18 protein-coding genes are annotated in these 24,967 nt (G+C 63.1%); 10 read left to right on the top strand and 8 right to left on the bottom strand.

Translation table 11 applies throughout. The annotated features are described in order from the left end of the window. The first annotated feature begins 60 nt into the window (after positions 1-60). Positions 61-1,272 (top strand): benzoate/H(+) symporter BenE family transporter, encoded by a 1,212-nt coding sequence (locus tag MHM84_RS00245; RefSeq protein WP_275445613.1) that lies wholly within the window; start codon positions 61-63, stop codon positions 1,270-1,272. A gap of 205 nt (positions 1,273-1,477) precedes the next feature. On the opposite strand, the gene MHM84_RS00240 is transcribed toward MHM84_RS00245, so the two are convergent. From MHM84_RS00240 to MHM84_RS00230, 3 genes are all read right to left on the bottom strand, one after another. Next, positions 1,478-2,362, bottom strand: a complete 885-nt coding sequence (locus MHM84_RS00240) for a transglutaminase family protein (protein ID WP_239261215.1) — start codon at positions 2,360-2,362, stop codon at positions 1,478-1,480. Continuing rightward, entirely contained in the window at positions 2,359-4,902 is a 2,544-nt protein-coding gene (locus MHM84_RS00235; protein ID WP_239261214.1) for a circularly permuted type 2 ATP-grasp protein, read from the bottom strand. The genes MHM84_RS00240 and MHM84_RS00235 overlap by 4 nt, the downstream gene beginning before the upstream one ends. A 190-nt stretch (positions 4,903-5,092) precedes the next feature. Further along, entirely contained in the window at positions 5,093-8,416 is a 3,324-nt protein-coding gene (locus tag MHM84_RS00230; RefSeq protein ID WP_239261213.1) for a transglutaminase family protein, read from the bottom strand. Positions 8,417-8,610: 194 nt separating this feature from the next. Between MHM84_RS00230 and MHM84_RS00225 the strand changes: the two genes are divergently transcribed. Then, positions 8,611-10,065, top strand: coding sequence for a circularly permuted type 2 ATP-grasp protein (locus MHM84_RS00225; RefSeq protein WP_239261212.1), 1,455 nt, complete (start codon positions 8,611-8,613; stop codon positions 10,063-10,065). Positions 10,066-10,070: 5 nt separating this feature from the next. Further along, positions 10,071-11,060, top strand: a complete 990-nt coding sequence (locus tag MHM84_RS00220) for an alpha-E domain-containing protein (protein WP_239261210.1) — start codon at positions 10,071-10,073, stop codon at positions 11,058-11,060. Here MHM84_RS00220 and MHM84_RS00215 read toward each other — a convergent pair. Beyond that, on the bottom strand, positions 11,057-12,148 hold the full coding sequence (locus MHM84_RS00215; protein ID WP_239261209.1) for a putative zinc-binding metallopeptidase: 1,092 nt from the start codon (positions 12,146-12,148) through the stop codon (positions 11,057-11,059). The two genes, MHM84_RS00220 and MHM84_RS00215, sit on opposite strands and share 4 nt — an antisense overlap. Positions 12,149-12,306: 158 nt before the next feature. On the opposite strand from MHM84_RS00215, the gene MHM84_RS00210 reads away from it, so the two are divergent. From MHM84_RS00210 to MHM84_RS00185, 6 genes are all read left to right on the top strand, one after another. After that, entirely contained in the window at positions 12,307-12,906 is a 600-nt protein-coding gene (locus MHM84_RS00210) for a GNAT family N-acetyltransferase (RefSeq protein ID WP_239261208.1), read from the top strand. Continuing rightward, the gene (locus MHM84_RS00205) at positions 12,906-13,802 is read left to right on the top strand and encodes a carbon-nitrogen hydrolase family protein (RefSeq protein ID WP_239261207.1); all 897 of its coding nucleotides are present in this window, start codon (positions 12,906-12,908) and stop codon (positions 13,800-13,802) included. Before MHM84_RS00210 ends, MHM84_RS00205 begins: the two co-directional genes overlap by 1 nt. 87 nt (positions 13,803-13,889) lie before the next feature. After that, the gene (locus tag MHM84_RS00200; RefSeq protein WP_239261206.1) at positions 13,890-15,611 is read left to right on the top strand and encodes a proline--tRNA ligase; all 1,722 of its coding nucleotides are present in this window, start codon (positions 13,890-13,892) and stop codon (positions 15,609-15,611) included. A 25-nt stretch (positions 15,612-15,636) separates the two neighbouring features. Continuing rightward, positions 15,637-16,206: a lytic transglycosylase domain-containing protein gene (locus MHM84_RS00195; protein WP_239261205.1), complete on the top strand. Its 570-nt coding sequence runs from the start codon at positions 15,637-15,639 to the stop codon at positions 16,204-16,206. A 286-nt stretch (positions 16,207-16,492) separates the two neighbouring features. Continuing rightward, the gene (locus tag MHM84_RS00190) at positions 16,493-17,866 is read left to right on the top strand and encodes a bifunctional diguanylate cyclase/phosphodiesterase (protein WP_239261204.1); all 1,374 of its coding nucleotides are present in this window, start codon (positions 16,493-16,495) and stop codon (positions 17,864-17,866) included. Positions 17,867-17,999: 133 nt separating this feature from the next. Further along, positions 18,000-20,093: a GGDEF and EAL domain-containing protein gene (locus tag MHM84_RS00185; RefSeq protein ID WP_239261203.1), complete on the top strand. Its 2,094-nt coding sequence runs from the start codon at positions 18,000-18,002 to the stop codon at positions 20,091-20,093. 84 nt (positions 20,094-20,177) lie between these two features. Here MHM84_RS00185 and ccoM read toward each other — a convergent pair whose 3' ends face one another. The 3 genes from ccoM to rfaH all read right to left on the bottom strand — a co-directional run bounded on the left by ccoM (position 20,178) and on the right by rfaH (position 21,529). Further along, complete coding sequence (gene ccoM / locus MHM84_RS21395) at positions 20,178-20,303, bottom strand: cytochrome c oxidase subunit CcoM (protein WP_275445612.1); 126 nt, start codon at positions 20,301-20,303, stop codon at positions 20,178-20,180. Positions 20,304-20,428: 125 nt separating this feature from the next. Then, a complete protein-coding gene (locus tag MHM84_RS00180; RefSeq protein WP_239261202.1) occupies positions 20,429-20,938 on the bottom strand; it encodes a peptidylprolyl isomerase in 510 nt (169 codons plus the stop codon). A 48-nt stretch (positions 20,939-20,986) separates the two neighbouring features. Beyond that, complete coding sequence (gene rfaH, locus MHM84_RS00175) at positions 20,987-21,529, bottom strand: transcription/translation regulatory transformer protein RfaH (protein ID WP_239261200.1); 543 nt, start codon at positions 21,527-21,529, stop codon at positions 20,987-20,989. A gap of 168 nt (positions 21,530-21,697) precedes the next feature. Here rfaH and MHM84_RS00170 point away from each other — a divergent pair, with 168 nt between their 5' ends. Beyond that, a complete protein-coding gene (locus tag MHM84_RS00170) occupies positions 21,698-23,065 on the top strand; it encodes an MFS transporter (protein WP_239261198.1) in 1,368 nt (455 codons plus the stop codon). A gap of 48 nt (positions 23,066-23,113) precedes the next feature. On the opposite strand, the gene MHM84_RS00165 is transcribed toward MHM84_RS00170, so the two are convergent. Next, complete coding sequence (locus MHM84_RS00165) at positions 23,114-24,937, bottom strand: SEC-C domain-containing protein (RefSeq protein WP_239261196.1); 1,824 nt, start codon at positions 24,935-24,937, stop codon at positions 23,114-23,116. Positions 24,938-24,967 lie beyond the last annotated feature (30 nt).

Here is a 24,967-nt window from a genome sequence, read left to right as displayed (position 1 = left end):
GCCCGGTGGTATGTTGCACTCCATCGTGCGTTATAACGCACAAGACACAACGAGGCGCACATGGCTCAGGAACCCTCAACGACCGCCCGGCGCCCCCGGCATTTCTCGCTATTTCGCGATATGGCCGCGTCCAGTGTGGTCTCGGGCTTCGTCGCCGTCCTCGTGGGTTACACCAGTTCGGCGGCGATCATTTTCCAGGCGGCGGAAGCGGCCGGCGCCAGCCAAGCCCAGATCGGCTCCTGGCTATGGGCGCTGGGCATCGGTACGGGGCTGACGACGCTGGGCTTCTCGCTGCGCTATCGCATGCCGCTGCTCACGGCCTGGTCGACGCCGGGCGCCGCCCTGCTCGCCACCAGCCTGCCGGGCATTGCCATGAGCGAGGCCATCGGCGCTTTCCTGTTTTCGGCCCTGCTGATTACCCTGTGCGGCGCGACCGGTCTTTTCGAACGGGTCATGCATCGCATTCCCCCGGCGATAGCGTCGGCCATGCTCGCCGGCGTGCTGCTGCGCTTCGGGCTGGATGTCTTCGTTGCCATGGAGTCGCGCTGGCTGCTGCCATTGAGCATGTTCGTCGCTTACCTGCTCGCCAAGCGATTGTGGCCACGCTATGCCATCGTCTGCGTACTCGCCGTAGGCGTTGTCGTTGCCCTGGCACAGGGCCTGCTGGATATCGGCAGCGTCGAGCTGGCCTTAGCCGTGCCGGTCTTCACCATGCCGAGCTTTTCGCTCCCGACGCTGATCGGGGTGGGCATCCCCCTGTTCGTGGTGACCATGGCCTCGCAGAACCTGCCGGGTATCGCCGTGATCCGCGCCTCGGGTTACTCCCCTCCGCTCTCCCCGCTGATCGGCTGGACGGGCGTCGCCACCCTGCTGCTGGCGCCGTTCGGCGGTTTCGCCTTCAATCTCGCCGCTATCACGGCGGCAATCTGCATGGGGCCCGAAGCGCACGATCAACCCGCCAAGCGTTACACCGCGGCAGTCGCCGCCGGCGTGTTCTACCTGCTCATGGGGGTGCTCGGCGCGACGGTGACGGCGCTGTTCACGGCCTTTCCCCGCGAGCTGATCATGGCCATCGCCGGGCTCGCCCTGCTGGCGACCATCGGTTCCGGCCTGGCCACGGCCGTCAGGGAGGACACGCACCGCGAGGCCGCCCTGATCACCTTTCTGGTGACGGCGTCGGGGATCAGCCTGCTCGGCATCGGCTCGGCATTCTGGGGCTTGCTAGCGGGACTGGCGGCGCTGGTCGTGTGGCGGCGTTCCAACAAGGCCTGACATCTAGACTCCGCACGGCGTCTTGCCATTGCAAGGCGTAGCCAGTCGAATCGCAACAGGCATCGCGTAGGGACGGGGCAAGTCGGAGTGAAGGTCATTCGCCAGGGATGGCGAATGTAGCGTCCAGGGAAGGATTTACAGCGCCTTCACGCAGGCCTGCCCCGGCCCGGCATGGCCACGAAACTGCCAGGGCTTGTAAACCGTATCAGGCCGCCTCGGTCACCGGCATCACATCCACCGCCACTTCCAGGCTATGCTCGCCGCCGCCGCTCATCACGCCGGTCAGGGGCGGTACGTCGCCGTAATCCCGGCCCCAGGCGACGACGATGTGCTGCTCACCCGGCAGGCTGCCATTAGTCGGGTCGAGCTCCAGCCATCCCCAGCCCGGCAGAAACACGGCCAGCCAGGCATGCGACGCATCGGCGCCGACCAGCTTGGGCTGTCCCGGTGGCGGCAGAGTTTCCAGATAGCCGCTGACGTAACGCGCCGCCAGCCCGATGGAGCGCAGGCAACCGATGGCCAGGTGGGCGAAGTCCTGGCAGACACCGCGACGCTGCTCGAGGACGTGCATCAGCGGGGTTGCCAGGGTGGTGAAGCTGGGATCGTAAGTGAAGTCCTCATAAATGCGCCGATTGAGATCCTGGACCGCCTCGAGCAATGGTCGTCCCGAGGCAAAGCTCGGCTTGGCGTAATCGGCCAGGCGGGCATCGCTGCGAATGAACGGCGAATCGAGGCGAAACATGCGGGCATGCAGGCAGGAGCGCTCGGCAGCGCCGGCCAGGGTAGCGCGGCAGCTCTGCCAGTCATCCTTCCAGGCTGCCGGCAGCGTAGGCCTGGCGAGCGTCTGCAAACGCGTGCTGACCGTCACCTCCAGTGCCTGATGAATATCCTGGATGGCAAAGTACATGACCCGGTTGCCGAAGAAGTCCATCCGCTCGCTCTGCACCGCCGGTGTCGGAGCGATCTGCACCCGGGAAGGTTCGCAGCGCTGCCACGGCAGCTCGCGCGGCAGCATGCGCGCCTCATTGTGGCAGAGTGCGACCGGTGCGCTGTATTCGTAGCGTGTGGTGTGGGAAAGCTGGTAGATCACGGTTGCACCTGCATCCTGAGCAGTTGCCGGGGCGTCTCGGCATGGCTGAAATGCGTGTGGCTGATCGCATCGGAAAGCTGTTCCAGCGGCTCGAGCAGATCGGCGAACAGCGTCGACAGTGCCTCACGCGCCGGTTCCGAGGCATGCACGTCGGACAGCAGGGCGATGTCGGCAAGTTGCAACGTACTCGTTGCCTGCAGGATGAGCCGCTGCTCGCGCGAGCGATACGGCGTACCGGCAGGCTGCGGCAGGCGCTCGATCTGCTGCCCCAGACGCCTGAGCATGTAGCCCACCGAGCGGGGGTTGCCTTCGTCGAACAGCAGCAGGTCGAGGATCGCGGTAGGATGCAGCTCACTGCGATAGCGCCGCCGGTAGGCGGTGAAATTGTCGGTGGTGGCCAGCACGACCTCCCACAACGGGATGCCGGGCTCATGCGCATCGGTCAGCACGCGCCGCAGCAACTCGAGCGTTCCCAGCGCACGTTCGATGAAGCGCCCGATGTCCATGAAACGCCAGCCGTAATGATGCGGCATGGTTTCGTTGCACAGGCCGAAGAAAGCCGCCAACTGGGTGATATTCTCCTCGCAGGCCCGCCGGCCGGCGCTGGCCGAAGGCACCTTGGGCAACGCCGCCGTATGGCGGCGAAGATGATTGATCACCCGCCAGGAGTCGTCACCCAGATGGTCGCGTACCGCCCGGCAATTGCGCAACATCTGCTGGAAGCACCTGGGTAAGCTACCTACGGCCTCGTCGCTTAGCAGAGTCAGCAAGGCTGCACGCAGTTCCAGGAAGCGACGCTCGCCCTGGGCCACTTCCGGCATCTCGAGTTCGAGCGCTTCGAACAGATCGATCAGCGTGCTGTCGGCGTATTCGTCCTGCTCCTGTTCGAGCAGACGCAACAACCCCTCGCGCAGCAGCCGCGAACGCACGTCCAGACGTTCTCCGTAGCGTCCCAGCCAAAACAGGCTGTCGGCCACCCGGCTGGGCAGATCGACGCCGTCGCGAGTGACCACGATCGGTCCGGTGGCCTGGCGAAGCTGGCTGATGTGCGGCTGCGGCGTTTCGGCCAACACCCAGACGTCCTTGACCACCTCGCTGCGCAGCGATGGCAGGCCCGGCGCACCCACCCAGGCCAGCCCACCGGGCATGGCGCGGTATCCCCACTCGTTGCTGTCCCGCTCCGCCGCCTCGCGGGTCACGAACATGCGCAGATTGAAGGGCCGTGAGACGAACCGCCGTTGTTCGTCATCGTAGACCGGCGCGGACGCCGACGCGACGGGACGCAGAGCGACATAACGCTCGGGGTGGGCCAGCAGCTTGTCGCGCAGCGCGCCGGCCTGCCTGTCGTTGAGCTCCGCCACTGCGACAGGCAGCGCCCCGGGATCGATGGTGCGCAGCGTCAACCGCTCGAACTGCGCCAGCACTTGCGTCAGCGATGCCGGATCGCCGCACCACCAGCTTTCCGGCGCCTGCAGCCGCAGCGGTTCGCCAAGCAATCGCTGGCACAGCGCCGGCAGGTACGGCGCCAACCCGGGATGTTCGAGCACGCCGACACCCAATGGGTTGGCCATGGCCACGTGACCGCTACGCGCCGCCTGGACCAGGCCGGGCACGCCGATCACCGAGTCGCTGCGCAGCTCCAGCGGGTCGCACCAGGCGTCTTCCAGGCGACGCAGGATGACATCCACCGGCTTGAGCCCCCCTAGCGTACGCATCCACACGCGGCCGTCACGCACCACGAGGTCCAGACTCTCGACCAGCGACAGGTTCATGTAGTTGGCCAGGTAGGCATGCTCGAAATAGCTGTCGCTACCCGGGCCCGGCGTCAGCAGCACGATATTGGACTGTTCGCGTTGCACCGGTGCCATGGTCGTCAGCGCCATGTGCTCGGCTTCGAGAAAGCCGGCCAGGCGGCGCAGCGGCGCCTCGCGGTATAGCGTGGGCATGGCGCGCGCCAGGATGATGCGGTTTTCGAGCGCATAGCCGGCCCCTGACGGGGCTTGCAGGCGATCGCCGAAGACCCGCCACTGGCCTTGGGCGTCGCGAACCAGATCGATACCGTGAAAGACCAGGCCGGGACCCTGTGTCGCCAGGCTCTGGTCGCAGGCCAACAGAAAACCGGGATGACCGAAAACGAGTTCGGGGGGAAGGTAGCCTTCGTCGATCAAGCGGCGCGGACCGTAGAGATCGGTCAGTAACGCATTGAGCAGTCGGCTGCGCTGGATCAGGCCAGCCTCGAGCTCTTGCCACTCGGCTGGGGAAATCGCCAACGGCAACGGGTCGACACGCCAGGTGCGCAGACGACCGTGCGTGTCGTCGTGCACATTGAATGTGACCCCGTTTTCGTAAAGCAGGCGCTGGACTTCGTCGGCACGTTCCGCCAGGCCTTGCTCGCCAAGGGTCGCCAGTTCACCGAGCAGACCGCGCCAATGCTCGCGCACTCGCCCTTCGTCGCTAAACAGGACGTCGTATTGCCCTGCGGGAACGTAGCCTGCGAGCAGTTTGGCGACCGCATCGTCTTCATCAAGCGGTGACGCCATATCGGCTCCGCTGCCTTGAACTTCACCCAGCATGGAAAGTTACCCGTTTGAACGCGCAAACAGGCCGGGATGAAGCGACGCTCCTTGTCCGTTTCCGGCCATCGCACTACTCGCCACGACGATACATGCCGGGCATGCTGGCGTATGCGCCAATTACACACCCCCAGCCCGGCTATCTCATCGAATCGGCTCAGGTGGGCCGACGCAGATCGAGCGTCAGCGGCAGTTCCAGACTCGGGATCTCCGGCGTGGCCGGCACCCGCCCCTGAGTATGGCCATGGGCCCAGAAACGCGCCAGGCGACGTGCTTCCGCTTCGTTGGCATTGACCGGGAAGGTAGCGTAATTGCGCCCCGCCGGGTGCGATACGTGATAGGTGCATCCGCCGACCGAGCGCTGATTCCAGGTATCGATGATATCGAACACCAGCGGAGCGTGCACCGGAATTCGCGGATGAAGCGCCGATGGCGGCTGCCAGGCTCTATAACGCACGCCGGCCACCGCCTCGCCGCTGCGCCCGGTGGGGTGCAGCGGCACGCGCCGTCCGTTGCAGGTCACCACGTAGCGATCGCCGCTCATGCCCGTCACCTTGACCTGCAGGCGTTCCACGGAGGAGTCGACATAGCGCGCCGTGCCGCCGCCGGCATTCTCCTCGCCCAGCACGTGCCACGGCTCGATGGCCTGGCGCAATTCGAGCTCGACATTGCGGTAGGCGACACGTCCATGAGCCGGGAAGCGAAACTCCAGAAACGGCGCAAACCATGCCGCCTCGAAGTCGAAACCGGCATCACGCAGATCGTCCAGCACGTCACCTAGATCGGCCCATAGAAAGTGCGGCAACAGCCAGCGATCGTGCAACGCCGTGCCCCAACGCACCAGCTTGCCGCGATAGGGACGTTCCCAGCAGCGCGCCACCAGGGCGCGAATCAACAGCATCTGCATCAGACTCATGCGTGCATGCGGCGGCATCTCGAAGGCGCGCAACTCCACCAGTCCCAGCCGCCCGGTCTCGGTATCCGGCGAGTAGAGCTTGTCGATGCAGAATTCGGCGCGATGGGTATTGCCGGTGATGTCGGCCAGCAGGTGGCGCAGCAGGCGATCCACCAGCCATGGCTGAGGCACCTCGCCTTCGGGTATCTGCGACAGGGCGATCTCGAGTTCGTAGAGCGACTCGTGGCGCGCCTCGTCGACCCTCGGCGCCTGGCTGGTCGGCCCCAGAAACAGGCCGGCGAACAGGTAGGACAGGCTCGGGTGATGCTGCCAGTAGGTCAACAGGCTGCCCAGCAGGTCCGGGCGACGCAGGAACGGCGAGTCGATCGGCGTCGCACCGCCCAGCGTGACGTGATTGCCGCCGCCGGTACCGGTATGCCGGCCGTCGAGCATGAACTTCTCGGTGCCCAGGCGTGCCTGTCGCGCTTCCTCGTAGAGGATCGTGGTGTTATCGACCAGCGTGGGCCAGTCTCCCGCCGGCATGACGTTGACCTCGATCACCCCCGGGTCGGGCGTGATCATGAATTTCTGCAGGCGTGGATCGGCGGGCGGAGGATAGCCCTCGACGACCACCGGCATGTCCAGCTCTGCGGCGGTGTCCTCGACGCTGGCCACCAGGTCCAGGTAGTGCTCCAGCTTGGTCAACGGCGGCAGGAAGACGTGCAGGCGCCCTTCTCGCGTCTCGAGGCACAGGCTGGTGTGGATGACCCGTTCGCCGGCGTCGATGGACGGCTGTTCCTGCCAGTCCTGCCCGGTTGCGCCACGGCGCGGTCGCTCATGCACCCCGTCGTGAGCCAGGCGATGGAACTGGCTGTGGCGGCGCATCACTTCGCCGTGCACATCGCCGAGCCCCTGCCGAAACTCGAACAGCGACTGGGGATGAGGGATGTCGGGGCGCTCGCTCCATGGCAGTGCCGTTAGCGGCAGGCGTAGCCCCATCGGCGAATCGCCGGGAACCAGGTAGAGGTGATCGCGGCGCAACGGCCATGCCCCACTCTCCCAGGTGTGCGCCTCGCGCAGCGAATGGCGCAGCGGCAAGGCGAAACCGGTCATTTCGCCCAGGCCCCGCTCCAGCAAGCGGGCCAGGCGACGACGCTCCTCGTCGTCATCGAGATCGTACCGGCGAGGATCGACATTGACCGGCAGCGTGTGCTCGCGCCATAGATAATAGTAGGCGTCCTCGTAAGCGGGAATCAGGCGGTCGCCGGCAATGACCAAGCGTCGGCAAAGTGCCTCGCCGAATCGCCGGGCATCGGCAACGTCATAGCGACCGGATTGACGATCGTCGGCCAGCAGGGCCTCGTCACGCCATAGCGGCGTGCCGTCCTTGCGCCAATAACAGGCTAGCGCCCAACGTGGCAACGACTCGCCCGGGTACCACTTGCCCTGGTGGGTGTGCAGCAGGCCGCCCGCGGCAAAGCGACGCCGTAGCCGCTTGAGCAGATCCCCCGCGAGCCTACGCTTGGTTGGTCCCATGGCTGCGGTGTTCCACTCGGCGCCATCCATGTCGTCGACCGACACGAAGGTCGGCTCGCCGCCCAGGGTCAAGCGTACGTCGTTGTCGTTCAGGCGTGCATCGACCCGCTCGCCCAGCGCCATGATGCGGGCCCATTGTTCCTCGCTGTAGGGTTTGGTGACGCGCGGGTCTTCATGAATACGCTCCACCTGCATGGAGAACTCGAACTCGACCTCGCACTCGTCGCTGAAGCCGCTGATCGGCGCCGCGCTGGAGGGCTCCGGCGTCGCGGCCAGCGGGATATGGCCTTCGCCGGCCAGCAGTCCCGAGGTGGGATCGAGCCCGACCCAGCCGGCCCCGGGAATGAACACCTCGGTCCAGGCATGCAGATCGGTGAAGTCGACGTCCGTGCCGGATGGACCGTCCAGCGCCTTGACGTCGGCGGCGAGTTGAATCAGATAACCCGATACGAAGCGTGACGCCAACCCCAGGTGACGCAGGATCTGCACCAGTAGCCAGGCACTGTCGCGGCACGAGCCGCTGGCCTTGCCCAGGGTCTCTTCGCAGGACTGGACTCCCGGTTCCATGCGCACCAGGTAACTGATGTCGTGCTGCAGCCGCCGGTTGAGGTCCACGAGGAAATCCACCGTACCCCGCGGCTCGCGCGGCACCTGAGCCAACCATTCGGCCAGGCGGGGGCCGTCCTCACGAACTTCGAGATACGGCGCCAGCTCCTTGCGCAGCGCTTCAGGATAGCCGAACGGAAAGCTGTCGGCGTACTCCTCGACAAAGAAGTCGAAGGGATTGATCACCGTCATCGGCGCGATCACTTCCACATCGACGGATAGCTCGGTGAGTTTGTCGGGGAAGACCGTGCGGGCGATGAAATTGCCGAAGGGGTCCTGCTGCCAGTTGAGAAAATGCGCTCCGCCCCCGATAGCCAGGGAGTAGGCCTCGATGGGCGTACGGCAATGCGGTGCCGGCCGCAAGCGGATCAAATGCGGCGATAGCTGGACCGGACGATCGAAGCGGTAACGGGTGCGGTGATGCAGGACAACGCGAATGGTCATGAAGGACTCCACGGCTCGCCGCCTGTACGGCGTCTGTCACACTAGCAAGTAGGCTGGAAATCGACACAAAGCCCGTTTCAACGCACCGACCTGTCGAGCGGAGCGATTCTGGTATAGCCTAGTTTACATAACTTCAATGTCTGCAACTTTGCAGAAGAAGCGGTCACTCGGCCGCTCAGGGCGAGGGAATGCCGATGAGTCTGATCGACTGGAAAAGCTATGACAGCAAGGGGTTCTATGACGAGTTGATGGAAGCCCCCGGCCTTCCCCGCCAGGCTGCGCGCGATCTGTGCGACGTCCTGGCCAGCTTTAGTCCCCAGGAGCTGGCCGAGCGCAAGGCCGCCGCGGAAATCGCCATCCAGACCATGGGCATCACCTTCACGGTCTACTCGGAAGGCAGCATGATCGACCGCGCCTGGCCGTTCGACATCGTGCCCCGGGTCATTCCTGCCAACGAGTGGCGGCGCACCGAGGCCGGGCTAAAGCAGCGCGTCGAGGCGCTCAACCTGTTCATCGACGATCTCTATCACGACCAGCGCATCGTCAAGGACGGCGTACTACCGGCCGAAGTGCTGGAACAGTCGGTCAACTTCCGCCCGCAGTGCCGGGGCATCGACCCGCCCCACCGGGTCTGGGCGCACATCTGCGGCTCGGACCTGGTGCGTGACCGCGACGGCACCCTTTACGTGCTGGAAGACAACCTGCGCGTGCCGTCGGGAGTGTCGTACATGCTCGAGAATCGCAACGTCACCAAGCGCGTCCTCCCCGAAGTGTTCGCCACGGGCCGCATCCTGCCGGTCGATGACTACACCGCCCAGCTCTACGATATGCTGGCCAGCCTGTCGCCGCGCCCCTACGACGAACCGCAGATCGTCGTGCTCACGCCGGGCATTTACAACTCCGCCTATTATGAACACGCCTATCTCGCCCAGCAGATGGGCGTGGAACTGGTCCAGGGGCCGGATCTGGTGGTCGACGATCACGATATCGTCTACATGCGTACCGTCGAAGGTCTGACCCGGGTCGACGTGATCTATCGCCGTATCGACGACATGTTCCTCGATCCCGAGGCCTTCAATCCCGACTCCATGCTTGGCGTACCCGGCCTGATGCGTGCCTGGCGCAACGGCAAGGTGGCCCTGGCCAATGCGCCGGGGGCCGGCGTGGCCGATGACAAGGTGGTCTACGCTTTCGTGCCCAGGATCATCCAGTATTACCTGGATCAAGAGCCGCTGTTGCCCAACGTGCCAAGCTACCTGTGCATGTTCGAGGACGACCGCAACTACGTGCTGGAGCATCTCGACGAACTGGTGGTCAAGCCGGCCAACGAATCCGGCGGCTACGGCATGCTGATCGGCCCGCGCGCCAGCGCCAAGGAGCGCGAGGAGTTCGCCGAGCGCATCAAGGCCAACCCGCGCAATTACATGGCCCAGCCGACCCTGGCCCTGTCTACTGCCCCGACGTTGTGCGACGGCACGACAGAAGCTCGCCATGTCGACCTTCGCCCGTTCATTCTCTCCGGCCCCGACATCCAGGTCACCATGGGTGGCCTGACCCGCGTGGCGCTGGTCAAGGACTCGCTGGTAGTGAACTCGTCGCAGGGCGGCGGAAGCAAGGATACCTGGATCGTCGAAACGGACGAGGAGTAACTGCCATGTTGTCGCGAGTCGCCGAAAACCTCTACTGGACGGCACGCTATATCGAGCGGACCGAGGACACGGCCCGCCTGGTCAGCGTCAATAGCCATCTATTGCTCGACCTGCCCCACCACACCGCGCTGGGCTGGTCGACATTGATCGACATCACCGGCAGCGATCAGCTCTTCGACGAGCGCTTCGAGCGGCGTAGCGAGAAGAACGTCCTGCACTTTCTGTGCATGGAACGCGACAATCCCGGCTCGATCCTGGCCTCGCTGGCCAGCGCCCGGGAAAACCTGCGCACTACACGCGACGTGGTCTCTCGCGAGATTTGGGAACAGATCAACGAACTCTACCTAGAGGTACGAGAGTCGAGCGACGCCGGCCTGGCGCCGCGCCGCCGCGACGCTTTCCTCAAACGCGTCATCCGCGGTTGCCAGACCGTCACCGGGCTCATCGAGGGTACCTTGAGCCATACCGCGACCCGCTGCTTCATCGAGCTGGGCCGTCATCTCGAGCGTGCCGACATGACCACACGCATCCTCGATGTCCGCTCGGGCAACTTATTGCCCAAGGATCCCGAGGAACTGCGACCGTTCGAGAATCTGCAATGGATGAGCGTGCTCAAGTCGCTGACCGGCTACCAAATGTACCGTCAGCAGGTGCGCCTGCGTGTGCGCGGCCCGGATGTATTGCGTTTTCTGTTGCAGGATAGACACTTTCCCCGCGCCGTGGCCCGCAGCCTGGAGGCCCTCTCGTGGGAGCTGCAAACCCTTCCCCGCCACGATCGCGCCCTGGCCGCGGCTGCGCTGGTCAGAGCCGACGTGCTGGAAGCCGACGTGCAAACCCTGGCCCGCTCGCCGGACGACCTGCATGCCTTCATCGATGAACTGCAGATCGGCTTCAACAACATTCACGACGCCATCTCTGCCACCTACTTCGCACGCTTCGATGACGTACCGCGCGCCGTCACGGCCGAAGCCGAACTGGACGAGGAGGAAGATTAGGCCTGCTGCGCATCGGCCTCCGTTCGCTTCACGGGCGATCTGACCAACCCGTGAACGTATTCGAGTTTATCGCGGATCGTCGGGGTAATGACTTCCGGCACCAGATCGGTAAGCCCCATGTCGCGGTTGAGTTCGTTGACGGCCAGGCCGACCTGCTGAAAGGCAATCAGTATCGATGCGAAGCTGTCATCGTACTCGACTCGCGATAGCCCCAGATTGCGCGCCGTGTCGATCACCGAGACGATATCCAGATAGAAGGCGAAGGTTTCGGCGAAGTCCTCCCAAGGATGCATGGTGGCGTATGCCGAGACGAAATGCTCCGGCCAGTCATCGGGCGGCCCCTGGTCGTAGTAACGCTCCAGGGCCTCGCCATAGGTGGGGTTGGCGTGGTCGCCGAATAGTCGGCGACTGTTCTCTTCGTCGCGCCCCTTGACCAGCACGTCCCAATAGTAGTGACCGATTTCGTGGCGGAAGTGGCCGATCAGGGTGCGATGCGACTCGTTCATGTCGACACGCAACCGCTCGCGCTCGACATCGTCGGCTTCCTTGAGGTTGATGGTGATATGCCCTTCGGCGTGTCCGGTATAGACCTTGTCCGTCCCGGACATGGTCCGCCACAGGCCGGCGTCGGGCATGGCATCGGCCATGAACGAGAAGGATAGCGGCGGCTCGACACCGTCCTCGGGCGTGCCGTGGGGCAAGCCCAGCAGATCGAGGGTGTAGAACAGACGGCGCTTGGCGGATTCCAGTGCCGCCCAGCGCTCGGGATGACCGGGAATGGTGAGGTCGGGAATCACAGCGTTGTAGCGACAACAGTCGCACAGGGCACTGGCCTCGCCTTCGCCTTCGGCGGCATCGCCCTGCATCGCCACCATGCGATTGCACACCTGATACTCGCTGTAATTGAGGCACTTGAGCAGCGCGGCTGCGCAATCCTCGTAGGTACAGCGGTAACCACCCTCGGACAGCGGCTCGAGTGCGGCGATCCGCGAGCAGACGGGACACCAGCCGACCTCGCGCTCGCAGTTGAGGCATTGGCTATTGTCGAAGAACAGACGATTCCCGCAGGTGCAATCATAGGTTCGCATGACAGGCTCCTTTGTCACGGCCCGGCTTCAGCCTATCCGGTCCCGACTACAGTCTAGATATAGCCGGGCCATTTGCGAGCAGACGCCGCTGGCTGGTCTACCGCCCCGGCACTTGGTAGGGTGCTTTCCAAAGCCATTGTCATCGGGAAAGAAACCACATGGTCGACATAAGATGTTTGCAGGGAAACGCCATCGAACCGTTTCTCGATGCATTGGCCACGCTGCGCATCAGGGTATTTCGCGATTATCCCTACCTTTACGACGGCGACCATGGCTATGAGTCGGATTATCTGCGTCGCTACGCCGAGTGCCCCGACAGCCTGTTCGTGCTGGCTTTCGATGGCGAGGCGTTGATCGGCGCAGCCACCGGCATGCCGTTACGCGCCGAATGCGACGAGTTTCGCGCACCGTTCGAAGCGCATGGCTACGCTATCGAGCGTATTTTCTATTATGGTGAATCCGTCCTGCTTCCCGAGTACCGTGGCCAGGGCATCGGCAAAGCCTTCATGACCGAGCGCGAGCGACACGCCGCGCAAGCCGGCTACGACCTCGTCGCGTTTTGCGCCGTCCAGCGTGCCGAGGACCACCCTGCCCGTCCAGCGAACTATCGACCGCTCGACGGCTTCTGGAAAAGCCGCGGTTACCAACGTCATCCGGAACTGACCACGCACTTTGCCTGGAAAGACGTGGGTGACAGTGACGAGAGTGAAAAACCCATGACCTTCTGGCTCAAGTCACCCGAGGAGGAACGCGCCTGATGGCCCGCACACTCGACGTCGCCACTGCGCAGTACCCGATCGATACGTTCACCTCCTTCGCGGATTTTCAGGCCAAGGCGGCACGCTGGGTCCAGGATGCCGTCAGTCATGGCTCGCAACTGCTGGTCCTGCCCGAATACGGCAGCATGGAGCTGGCGTCGTTGTTGGCGGATTCCATCCGTGACGATCTGCATGCCCAGGTCAGGGCGCTGCAGCCCATGCGCGACGACGTGGTAGCCACGTGGCGGGACCTTGCGCAACGCTATGGTGTGACGCTACTCGCCCCGTCGATGCCCTGGCAGCTCGACGACGAGCGGTTCGTCAACCGGGCCTGGCTGTTCACCCCGACAGGCGCCGACTTCCAGGACAAGCAGATCATGACCCGCTTCGAGCGTGGCCCCTGGGGCATCGGTCCCGGCCAGGACCTCAAGCTGTTCGATACGCCTGCCGGCCGGCTCGGCGTACTGATCTGTTATGACAGCGAGTTTCCGCTGCTTGCCCGCGCCCTGGTGGAAGCCGGCGCCGAGCTTCTGCTGGTGCCCAGCTGCACCGACACCGATGCCGGCTATCATCGTGTGCGCTGGTGCGCCCAGGCCCGTGCCATCGAACAACAGGTGGCGGTCGTTCATTCGCCCACGGTCGGCGAGGCACTCTGGTCACCGGCCGTGGATATCAATATCGGGCGCGCGGCAGTCTACACGCCATGCGATCATGGCTTTCCACCCAACGGCGTCCTTGCGCTGGCCGACGACAGTACACCCGGCTGGCAGTATGCCCGCCTCGATCTGGATGCCATTCACGAGTTGCGCAATTCCGGCCAGGTCAACAACCATGACGATTGGCCATTGCAGCACGAACGTCTCGAACATACGGTGAAACGCCTGTCGCTGCGCTAAGGCCATAGGGGGCTTTTGCTGCCGCTCACGCTTGGCCGTACAATGCACCCACGCTCGTTTACCCCTTACCAAGGAATCGCCGGACCCATGCGCGCCAGTCAATTGTTGATCGCCACTCTCAAGGAAACTCCTGCCGATGCCGAGGTCGTCAGCCACCAGTTGATGCTGCGGGCCGGCATGATCCGTCGGCTGAGCTCGGGTCTGTATACCTGGCTGCCGGTAGGCTTGCGTACCTTGCGCAAGGTCGAGCGAATCGTGCGTGAGGAGATGGACCGCGCCGGCGCCCAGGAAATCCTGATGACCGCCGCCCAGCCGGCGGAGCTGTGGCAGGAGTCGGGGCGTTGGGAGCAGTACGGCCCCGAGTTGCTGCGTATCGTCGATCGCCACCAGCGCGACTATTGCTTCGGGCCGACGCATGAAGAGGTCATTACCGACCTGGTGCGTCGCGAGATCAACAGCTACAAGCAGCTGCCGAGCAACTTCTACCAGATCCAGACCAAGTTCCGCGACGAGATCCGTCCGCGTTTCGGCGTGATGCGTTCGCGTGAATTCATCATGAAGGATGCCTACTCCTTCCACGTCGATGAAGACTCGCTGAAGGAAAGCTACCAGGCGATGTACGACGCCTACATGCGAATCTTCACTCGCCTGGGCCTGAACTTCCGCCCCGTGCTGGCCGACAACGGCGCCATCGGCGGCACCGGTTCGCATGAATTCCATGTTCTTGCCGATTCCGGCGAGGACGACATCGTGTTCTCCAGCGAGTCCGATTACGCCGCCAACATCGAAAAAGCCGAGGCGCTGCCAGCCCCGCAAGACAAGAGTGTCGAGCGTGCCGCCCCCAGCGAGGAACTGCGCCTGGTCGATACGCCGAACGCCAAGACCATCGCCGCCTTGGTCGAGCAGCATGGCCTGCCCATCGAGAAAACCATCAAGACACTGATGGTGCATGCCGCAGAAGGCGGCCTGATCGCCCTGCTGGTGCGCGGCGACCATGAGCTGAACGAGATCAAGGCCGAGAACCTGCCCGAGGTCAAGGCACCGCTGACCATGGCCAACGAAGAGGAAATTCGCGCAGCCGTAGGGGCCGGACCGGGCTCGCTGGGCCCGGTCAATCTGGACATGCCGGTCGTCATCGACTGCAGCGTGGCGCTGATGAGCGACTTCGGGGCCGGCGCCAACATCGATGGCAAGCACTACTTCGGCATCAACTGGGAGCGCGATGTCGCCCTGCCCAAGGTGGCCGACATCCGCAACGTGGTCGAGGGCGACCCGTCCCCGGACGGCAAGGGCACGCTGTCCATCAAGCGCGGTATCGAGGTCGGACACATCTTCCAGCTCGGCAAGAAGTATTCCGAGGCGATGAACGCCACGGTGCTCGACGAGAACGGCAAGGCCGCCACCCTGTGGATGGGCTGCTACGGCATCGGTATTACGCGCATCGTTGCGGCCGCCATCGAGCAGAATAACGATGCCAACGGTATCATCTGGCCGAATGCCATCGCTCCCTTCGAGGTCGTTCTGGTGCCGATGAATGCGCACAAGTCCGAACGCGTCCGGCAAACCGCCGAGCGGCTCTACGCCGAGCTCACCGCTCAGGGTTTCGACGTGCTGCTCGACGATCGCGACACGCGTCCCGGCGTCAAGTTCGCCGACCAAGAGCTGATCGGCATTCCCCACCGCATCGTCATCGGCGATCGCGGCCTGGACAATGGCGAACTCGAGTACAAAGGGCGCCGTGACGAGGCCAATACCATGATCCCAGCCGACGATGTGGTCACGTTCCTGCGTGAACGTTTGCAAGGGTAAGTCTCGCGTCGCCATGAGCCTGCTCATGGCGACTTTCCTGCACGTTTCATCCTCCACACCAGCGACGGCCGCCGCGCAGGTGCCCGAGGCGCTGCCTCCTACATTGATCGACACGCTGACCGAGGCGACAACCTTTCCCTTCGATAGCCAACGACGGGCCACGACCGAGACGTGGCTTGCCCATCGCCACGATCGGCTGGCGCGCTTCGCCCCCCAGGCAGAACGACGCCTCGCCCTACTCGCCGGGGTACAGGCAGAAGCGACGCTGGCCGGCCTTTCGCCGGATATCGTCATGGCGGTCATCCAGGTCGAGAGCGGGTTCGATAGCCATGCCGTTTCCTCCGCCGGAGCCCAAGGACTGATGCAGATCATGCCATTCTGGAAAGAGGCCATTGGGCGTGCCGATGACAATCTTCTCGATCCCGGCCTGAATTTGCGTTATGGCTGTACGATACTTGCCTATTATCTAAAATTAGAAAGTGGCGATCTCACCCGTGCATTGGCACGCTACAACGGCAGCCTGGGGCAGACATGGTATCCCGAGCGAGTCATGCAGGCTTGGGTCGAGTATTGGTGGACGTCTGACGCCGATTAAATAACGCGCCGCCATGCGCACTTTTTTGCGTCGCCGCAGTCAAAGTCAGTAACAAAGCGTTTACAATTGCCGTTATCATGCCTGTCCTGAGCCGGCGTCTGTACGGCTATGCTCCGGAAAGGAACGGTTCCGTTCATCCCTTACCCTTGTACAGTGACTCTTCAACGTGATGCTAGCCAACTTTCGACGCTGCCTCGGATTGTTACTGCTAGGCTTGGCACTAGGTGCGAGTCACTTGGCGATGGCCCTGCTGCCAGCCTCGGCCCGCTGTCCTCCGACACCGCTCATGAACCGTCAGCAAAGCCTGCTCAACCGGTTTCAGAAACGCCTGCTGGCATGGCAGACGCCACTTCACGCCAGCAACCTCGACGCCCTGACCGGCCTCGGCACCTACGTGAGTGCGCTGCAGGAAATCGATCGGCTGGTGACAGCCAACGCCGAGTTTTCGTTGATTCGACTGAGCGTCGATAACGTCAAGCAGATCAACAAGACACTGGGCCATACATTGGGCGATCAGTTCCTCATTGCCCTGACACATCGTCTCCTGTCCTTGGATTTTCATCACGGCCGGCTGTACCGCTTGGGTGGCAATGAGTTCCTGATGCTGGTCAACCATCCGGAAGCGTCTGTCGCCGTAACCGACCGGCTGCGTGAAGAGCTCTGCTTACCGCTCGAACTGGACGGCACCGCCCTGGTACCGTCCTTGTCCATCGCCGACCTGCAGAGCCCCGAGCATGGGCAGGATCCCCGGCGCCTGCTGAGGCGCTCGGCCATCGCCTTGGGGCTCGCCCGGGATACCAACGATGGTTACTATGCCTACCAGAGCGGCCACGATCGAAACTATGAGCGTGACCGATTGCTTCTGCGCGACCTGGTCAGGGCGGTTCGCGACCAACAGCTGCACCTGGTCTATCAACCCAAGGTCGGTATCGCCAACGGCGAAGTCAGAGGTTTCGAGGCACTGTTGCAATGGCGGCATCCTGCCTTCGGGCTGCTCCAACCCGACGAATTTCTTCCCCTGGCCGCGCAATCGGGCCACATGGGCCTGATTAGCGACTGGATGCTCAGCCAGGTCATCCAGCAAATGGCCGATTGGCAGAGCCTGGGAGAGCCACAGACAGTCGCCGTCAACCTCACGGCCGACGATCTCGAAGACAGTCAACTTCCGACGCGCCTGTTACGCAACTTGGAACAGCAGGGTATTGCGCCCCATCTGTTAATGCTCGAGATCACCGAGCAGGCTGTCATGCGAGACCCCGCCCTGGCGGCCAAGCTTTTGAGCGAGCTTCGCGACCATGGCATTCGTGTCGCCATCGACGATTTCGGCACGGGTTACTCCTCGCTGGCCCAGTTGCGCCGCCTTCCTCTCGACGCCCTCAAGATCGACAAGTCCTTCGTACTCGATCTGCCGCTACAGCCCGAAGATGCGGTGATCGTGCGTGCCAGCGTCATGCTGGCCCACAATTTCGGCCTTCAGGTCATCGCCGAAGGGGTCGAAACGCAACAACATCTCTCGCTGCTTGCCGAAGCCGGCTGCGATCAGGCTCAGGGATACCTGTTTTCACGTCCATTGAGTGCCGATAAGGTCCTGGCATGGATAGCGGAGTACCGGCCCGCACATGTCGGGCTCACCTCGGAAGCCGATACCCGCCTTACCTAGACTCGCGCGATCCCATTGTCAGTGTTGGGTTGATAGGCGAGATATTGACGATCAACGCAGCAAGTCGTCAGACTTTCATGATTCGGCGCCTACTGCCGCCGCCTTGAGGCCCCATAAGGGGCTGACACTTGGCATGACGAAAGAAGAACGACAACCCGCTCTCCGTTCCAGCCACGGGCGCTACCGGGCCCGATTACTGTTGGCCATGCTCCTGTTGGGCAATTTTTTGGCCGCTGCTCTCATCATCGTATGGGTGAACCAACAGCAAGCCGATTCCTCCCCAGACAGCCTGTTTCTGCAAATGCTAGCTGCCATCCTGGTTAGCCTGGGCCTGCTCGGCATCGTGGCGATTCTCGGTTATCGCTACTTGTCTCACCATGGCCGGGTCCTGTCCCGACAGAACGACGAACTGCGCGACACCCAGGCTCGGCTACGTCAACAGCAGCAGATCTGGCAACATTTGCGCGACCTCTACCATCAGGATATTTCCGAAGAGAATTTTCTGCAGGCGGTTCAGGTCGCACTTAGTGAATTGCTGAACGTACATCGCATCTCGTTATGGTTCTTCGACGATCCTCCGGGCGCCATGACCTGCCGAAGCAGCCTGGAAACGTCGCTCGTCGGTGTCCAGATCGACATGACCTCGCTCGGCAAGTACATCGAAGCGCTGCATCGCGCGCCTTGCCTGGCCACGCTCCATTCTCAGCAGGATCCAAGACTGGAGGCATTGCGCTCTTACTTTGTCGAACACGGCATTGTATCCACCATGGAAGTGGGCATTTTCGTTGGCGGAGAACTGCGCGGCACCCTGTGCTGCGAATCGCTACAGCCCCGCGAATGGCGTGCCGATGAGATCAATAGTGTCATGGGCGTTTCGGGACTGCTGTCGCAGTTTGCCGAATCGCTCCGGCGGCGCGAAATCGAACACGACCTGTATCAGCACATTCATTACGACCATGTGACCGGGCTGCCGACGATTCACGCCCTGAACGAGACGCTCGAACGGACCGCGAGTCGTATGCCGGCGTTTCACCTGGTTCTGATACGCGTTCGCGGGCTCGGACACATCAATGCACTACTCGGCCAGGGTGGCGGTGATGAAGCCTTGCGCCAGGTCGCCACGGAAATCCGCGGTTACCTGCTGCCGCATCGTCGCATTCCCCGTCTGGTGAGATTGCCCGCCAACCAGTTGGCCATCATCCTTCCGGGTACGGGGCTCGATGCCTGGCTTCAGCAACGCCTTGGCGAAATGCTGAGCAATCTGACCGAGCGGGCCTGGCTAGTACAGGCCCAGTCCTGCCAGTTGCGTTTTTCGGCAGGCATGGCGCATTACCCCAGTGACGGAAACGACTTGCAGCTCGTGCTACAGCGTGCCGAGCTGGCCCTCAAGCATGCCCGTCAACAAACCATACCGGCGCTCATCCAGTACGAGCCGGCTCTCGGCGAGTGGGAACGCCAGCAAATCCAGATCGAACGCGAACTCCGCCTGGCGCTCGACACGCAACAGTTCCGGCTCCACTTGCAGCCACAATTCACACCGGAGGGCGAACTGCGCGGCGCAGAGGTGCTGTTGCGTTGGCAACACCCGGAACACGGCCTGGTGGCGCCCGGCTACTTCATCGACCATGCCGAACGCAGCGGATTGATTCGTCCGATAGGCTATTGGGTACTCGAGCAAGCCGTCGAATTGCTGCGTGGCCCGCTGTCGGGTACCGATACGACGCTATCGGTCAATGTATCCGTCCAGCAGCTCAGCGACGACGATTTTCTGTCACGCATCGAAACGCTCCTGGATAAAGGCGGTTTCGCCCCCCGACGCCTGGTGTTGGAAATCGTCGAATCACTGCTGGCCACACCCGGCATGGTCACGACCTTGTGTGCACTGCGCCAGTTGGGCGTGCAACTCGCCCTGGACGACTTCGGCACGGGTTATTCCTCATTGCGTTACCTGCAGGAATTCCCTGTCGACGAGATCAAGCTCGACAAGGCATTCATCGATCCCGTCCAGCACGGTGCCGATGCGCCCTTGGCCCGATCCATCATTGCATTGGCACGCACGCTACATCTGCGTCTCGTGGCCGAAGGCGTGGAAACGGCCACTCAGTTGGAGTTTCTGCGTCAGCAACAGGCCAGCATGATGCAGGGTTACTATCTGGCTTATCCCGAGCCGGTCGAGACGTTCCTCGCAAGGCCCGAGTTGCAAGCCTGTTCGATGACCTCGGAGTGAAAGCGCCCAATAAAAATGCCGGCCCGAAGGCCGGCTAGCGGGGGCAGCAGCCCCCTCCCCTGACGACAACCTGAAACACTGGGATCAGCGCGGGCGTTTTCCCTTGCCGCGCTTGTTGTCATGCACGACGAAGGCAAAGATTCCGCCCATGAAGGCGATCAGCAGACCTACCGTCACCAGCCCGAAAACGACCGCTTCATCCCAGTACATGATCCTGTCCCCCAACCGATGTTGAACCCAATGTAGCGGGGAGAAGACGGGGAAGTACTGACCCAGGTCAATGTCCTGCCTGCCGAGTGCAAGACGTACCGCCAGGTTTGATCCCGATCAGAAACTCAGAACTGTTTACGATCTTCGACTTGGGTGTGATCGACATCCTCATCCAGCGGGTGCCCTTTGGCGAGTTCGGCACGCGTGGCCTCTCTCACCTCGAGAATATCGACGTCATAGTGCAGGGTCTGCCCGGCCAGGGGGTGGTTGGCATCCACCGTGACCCGGGTATCGTCGGCATCGACCACCGTCACGGTTCGCGGACCGTCGGGGCCTTGCGCCTGAAAGCGCATGCCGGGCTTCAGATCGGCGACATCGCCGAAGGCACTGCGCGAGACATGACGGACCAAGGCCTCGTCGCGTCTGCCGTAGGCCTGCTCCGGCGCCAATGTCACGGTCAAGCGCGTTCCGCTTTCGGCCCCGGTCAGCGCCTGCTCCAGGCCGGCCACGATATTGTCGTGACCATGCAAGTAGCTTAACGGCGCATCGCGCTGTCTCGAATCGTCGAGTACATGCCCTTCAGCGTCGCGAAGCATGTAATGCAGGGTCACGACCTGCTGGGGGATTATCGGCATGGTTACCTCGTTAATTGCACGAATTGGCTTGAGACTCGTCATGAACGCTTAATGCCGACGCAGATCCCCGACGGGCACTTCCAGGCGCTGCTGCTGATGCAGCATATTGAGCAGGACGATGGCGCGCTCTTCGCCTTTCTGGCTCTCGAAGACCGCCTGAAGCGCGCGGAACGGCCCCTCGGTGATCTCGACGATCTCACCGGCACGGAAATAGACGTTGGTATCGTGAGGCCCGGCCTCTTGACTGGCTTTTTCGAGCAGGACATCGACCAGGCGGTCATCGACCGGTAGCGGATCGTCGCCGAATCCGACCAGCTTGAGTACGCCACGGGTAGAACGGATTGGACGCCAGTTGCTGGCAACACGGTCGAGGTGAATGAAAAGGTAATAGGGAAACAGCGGTTCTTCGCTCCAGCAGAGCTTACCGCGGCGCTTCTTCTGGACCTGTAGAACGGGATGAAAGACCCGGTAGCCCTGGTTGCCCAGATGCTCCGCGGCACGAAAGGATTCCCCCCCCTTGCACTGGATCACATACCAACGCGGAGTCGCGTCTTGTCCGTTCAGGCTGCGATCCTCCATCTGATCACTCATAATGCTCCACAAACGTCATGGCCTCACGGCTCGCTGCCAACAGACTGGCAACGGCAAGGCGTTGAATTGCCGGGGATGAACAACGTAAGTTATCCCTCAGTTTATCATTGCAGCCGGTATCGTCGGCTATCGGCAATCACGCCTTTTCGGTTAGGAGAATACCTCTTGATGCACCGCCCCCCATCCCGATCTTGGCTAGACGCTTTTGGCGTCTATTTCAAGGCGCCGGTCATCGCCATGCTGTTTTTGGGTTTCTCGGCCGGCCTGCCCTTTCTGCTGGTGTTCTCGACACTGACGGCCTGGCTCCGGGACGTCAATGTCGAGGTGGCTGCGATCGGCTTCTTCTCCTGGATCGGCATGCTCTACTCGATCAAGTTCTTTTGGGCGCCGGTGGTCGATCGGCTGCCACTGCCCGGGTTGACTCGTCTGTTCGGCCAACGCCGTGGCTGGATGCTGCTCGCCCAGGCGACCATCGCCGGCGGTCTGGTGGGATTGGCGCATGTCGACCCCACCGCGAGCTTGGCGGCGGTCGCCGGCTTTGCGCTGCTGGTGGCGTTCGGTTCGGCGACACAGGATATCGTCATCGATGCGTTTCGCATCGAGTCCGCCGCCGAGGAAATCCAGGCCGCCATGGCCTCGACGTACATCATCGGCTACCGGGGCGGCTTGCTGGCGGCGGGCGCCGGTGCGCTCTATGTGGCCGACCTGGCTTCATGGTACTGGGCCTACCTGACCATGGCCATGCTGGTCGGCGTCGGCATGCTGACCGTGCTGCTGCGTCCCGAGCCTCCCCGTTCATCGCTGGGCATACAGCTGATCCACGAGCCCCAGGTACGCGCGTTTTTGCGTAAGACACGTGGGCAGCCACGGCTCTGGAGGCGCGTGGGGGCGTGGACCATCGGCGCCGTGGTATGCCCGTTCACGGATTTCTTCCGGCGCTATGGCCACAAGGCGCTGTGGTTGCTGCTACTGGTCGGACTCTATCGCATCAGCGACCTGTCGATGGCCGCCATGGCCAATCCGCTGTATATCGATCTGGGCTTCTCACTGTCCCAGATTGCCAACGTGACCAAGGTGTTCGGCATCCTGATGAGCATTGCCGGCGGGATCCTGGGGGGGCTGCTCGTGGTGCGCTATGGCATCGGGCCGATGCTGGTCGCCGGCGCACTGATCGTGGCGCTGACCAACCTGCTGTTTGCCGCCCTGGCGTCGATAGGCGCCGAACTGCCCATGCTGGTGGTGACGATCATGGGCGACAACCTGGCCAACGGGCTGGCCAGTACGGTGTTCATCGCCTTTCTGTCGAGCCTGACCTCGCGCGCCTACACGGCGACCCAGTACGCGCTGTTCTCGTCGTTGATGACGCTGCCTGGCAAATTCATCGGCGGCTTCTCGGGCATCGTGGTGGCCAGTCAGGGTTACGTCACTTTCTTCCTGCTGGCCTCGCTGCTTGGCTTGCCTGCCATCGTCCTGGCCTGGTATATCGCCCGGGACCGCACGCTAGTGCCTATGGGCAATCCCGTTAGCGATACCTAAGCGACTCGGCACAGGCTTGCCAACTGAAGACCTGTGCCGAACACACGCCTAGAGGATCTGGCGCCGCTGCTCCGCCAGCCAGCCCAACGCACCCTGCGTCGCCGCCCACTGGTCGCGCATCAGGGCACGGTATTGCCATGCCTCGGCCTTGGTACCCGGCTCGGGGACTTCCAGGGCCAACGGAACCGGTCGGGGATTCTCGGCACACATCATGGCGATGGCATGGCTGTTCAGTTCGTGGACCGCACGCAACGACGCTTGGGCTTCACTCAGTTGCTCGAGACGATAAAGCGCGAGAACACGGCCCATGAGCACGCCCAGCAGTGGCGACTGGCCAGCCGGTTCGGCCTGATCGCTGAGCTGGAGAGCCTCTTCGTCACGTCCCTCGCGCAGCAACTGATCGAGCACCAGTTCACGCAGACCCAGGCTGTCCTGATCGTCCAGCACCAGCAGGCGCTCGGCCAGCTGTCGCGAACGCTGCCGATCCCCGCGCTCCATGCCGACCACCAGCGCCAGGCCGGTCCTCAACAGCAAGGCATTGTCGGCATCGTCCCAGGCGAAGCGCCCCCCCTCCGTTTCGACCTGCGTCAGCCAGCGCTCGTAGCGACCCGCCAAGGGAGCAAAGAAGCTATCCGCCATCCACGGCAGGCTGCCGAAACGGCTGGCCAGGGCCATCGCCAGGGTCTGGACCACCTGCGGAGAATCCAGCCACTCCGGATGTGCACAGAGTTCCGGCAACCAATCGCCGGCATAGGGCCAAGGGTCTTCCTGGAAACCCAGCGCCGCTTCCTCATCGACAAGCGCCTTGAAGTGACTCTGCCAAGCGGCGAACAGGGTATCCTCGCGCGCCGAGGTGCGGTACTCGAGGCGCCCGTCGGCGGCATGCGTGAAGGTCAGACGCGGCGCACCGGACAACGCTTCGAGTAGCGCCTGGAGTGCGGTCAAGGGCTCGGCCAGCGCCTCTTCGGAATTGACCATTTGCTCGGCCAGCGTCGCTCCGGGGTTTTCCGCCAGATCGGCCAGGAACTGGAGCTGCTCGGGGTCGAGATCGCCGCGCCGGGCCAGGCGGCGGAACCAGAAGCGCGCCCGCTCGCGTGCCTCGTCGGCATGCCCCTCGTGCAGCAACAGCATGGCCTCGATGTAGGCCAGCGTCGGGGAATCGGGCAGCGTCTGCTGGGCGCGCACGAAGGCTTCGCGCGCACTGGCCAGGTCGTCGCTGTCGAGATGCATCAGGCATAACCGCTCGAGCGCCACGCCGCGCAGGAAAAGCGGGCCCCTGTCGAGAATCGCATCGAGCAGTGCCGCCTTCTTGCGGTGAAATCCGCGCTCTTGGTAGAGATCGGTGAGCAATTCGAACGCGGGCTCGGCCTGTTCAGGCAACCGGCTCCAGTCGCTGGTATCGAAAAGAGCCTCGAGAATCTGCTGGGCGCGACCGCGTTGGCCGCCCTCGGCCGCAATCAGACCGGCCTCGAGCAGGGCCTGGGCAGGTGCACGACCGCTTTCCAACGCCGCTTTCAGGGTGTCGCCCTTCCATTCACGCAGCGACAGCATCCACATCAGGTGCGGCGGTATCGGACCAGGCAGCGTTACGGCGCCGCAGCACTGCTTGGTCTTGCGCCCGGAGTCGCACCAGCAAGGTTCATTCCGGCCAGGCAACGCCAACGCCTCGCAATCGAAATCGAGTCGCACCAAGGGCGTCTGGTTCCACAGCTCGGGGGCCAGCGCCTGCGCCAAGGCCAGGTTCCCGCCCACGTGTTGCGCACCCTCATCTCGCGCCCAGGCCATTAGCGCCGGGTAATGTTCGTCGCTACGAATCGTCTCGAGCGCGCCTGCGGCATACCCCAGCAATTGCTCAACCCACATTGCCAGCATCGCACCCCTCCTCATGAAAACCGCCCTAGT

It is taken from the genome of Halomonas sp. McH1-25 (genome assembly GCF_022348165.1).
Lineage (GTDB): Bacteria > Pseudomonadota > Gammaproteobacteria > Pseudomonadales > Halomonadaceae > Modicisalibacter.
Note: the sequence above shows the minus strand (reverse complement) of the source record. Positions and strands in the feature narration are given on the sequence as shown.

What these genes read in the sequence shown, in the direction of transcription:
- MHM84_RS00245 (WP_275445613.1), top strand. Translation starts at nt 61, where the DNA reads ATGGCTCAGGAACCCTCAACGACCGCCCGGCGCCCCCGGCATTTCTCG.
- MHM84_RS00235 (WP_239261214.1), bottom strand. Translation starts at nt 4,902, where the DNA reads ATGGCGTCACCGCTTGATGAAGACGATGCGGTCGCCAAACTGCTCGCA.
- MHM84_RS00230 (WP_239261213.1), bottom strand. Translation starts at nt 8,416, where the DNA reads ATGACCATTCGCGTTGTCCTGCATCACCGCACCCGTTACCGCTTCGAT.
- MHM84_RS00225 (WP_239261212.1), top strand. Translation starts at nt 8,611, where the DNA reads ATGAGTCTGATCGACTGGAAAAGCTATGACAGCAAGGGGTTCTATGAC.
- MHM84_RS00220 (WP_239261210.1), top strand. Translation starts at nt 10,071, where the DNA reads ATGTTGTCGCGAGTCGCCGAAAACCTCTACTGGACGGCACGCTATATC.
- MHM84_RS00215 (WP_239261209.1), bottom strand. Translation starts at nt 12,148, where the DNA reads ATGCGAACCTATGATTGCACCTGCGGGAATCGTCTGTTCTTCGACAAT.
- MHM84_RS00210 (WP_239261208.1), top strand. Translation starts at nt 12,307, where the DNA reads ATGGTCGACATAAGATGTTTGCAGGGAAACGCCATCGAACCGTTTCTC.
- MHM84_RS00205 (WP_239261207.1), top strand. Translation starts at nt 12,906, where the DNA reads ATGGCCCGCACACTCGACGTCGCCACTGCGCAGTACCCGATCGATACG.
- MHM84_RS00200 (WP_239261206.1), top strand. Translation starts at nt 13,890, where the DNA reads ATGCGCGCCAGTCAATTGTTGATCGCCACTCTCAAGGAAACTCCTGCC.
- MHM84_RS00195 (WP_239261205.1), top strand. Translation starts at nt 15,637, where the DNA reads ATGGCGACTTTCCTGCACGTTTCATCCTCCACACCAGCGACGGCCGCC.
- MHM84_RS00190 (WP_239261204.1), top strand. Translation starts at nt 16,493, where the DNA reads ATGAACCGTCAGCAAAGCCTGCTCAACCGGTTTCAGAAACGCCTGCTG.
- MHM84_RS00185 (WP_239261203.1), top strand. Translation starts at nt 18,000, where the DNA reads ATGACGAAAGAAGAACGACAACCCGCTCTCCGTTCCAGCCACGGGCGC.
- ccoM (WP_275445612.1), bottom strand. Translation starts at nt 20,303, where the DNA reads ATGTACTGGGATGAAGCGGTCGTTTTCGGGCTGGTGACGGTAGGTCTG.
- MHM84_RS00180 (WP_239261202.1), bottom strand. Translation starts at nt 20,938, where the DNA reads ATGCCGATAATCCCCCAGCAGGTCGTGACCCTGCATTACATGCTTCGC.
- rfaH (WP_239261200.1), bottom strand. Translation starts at nt 21,529, where the DNA reads ATGAGTGATCAGATGGAGGATCGCAGCCTGAACGGACAAGACGCGACT.
- MHM84_RS00170 (WP_239261198.1), top strand. Translation starts at nt 21,698, where the DNA reads ATGCACCGCCCCCCATCCCGATCTTGGCTAGACGCTTTTGGCGTCTAT.
- MHM84_RS00165 (WP_239261196.1), bottom strand. Translation starts at nt 24,937, where the DNA reads ATGCTGGCAATGTGGGTTGAGCAATTGCTGGGGTATGCCGCAGGCGCG.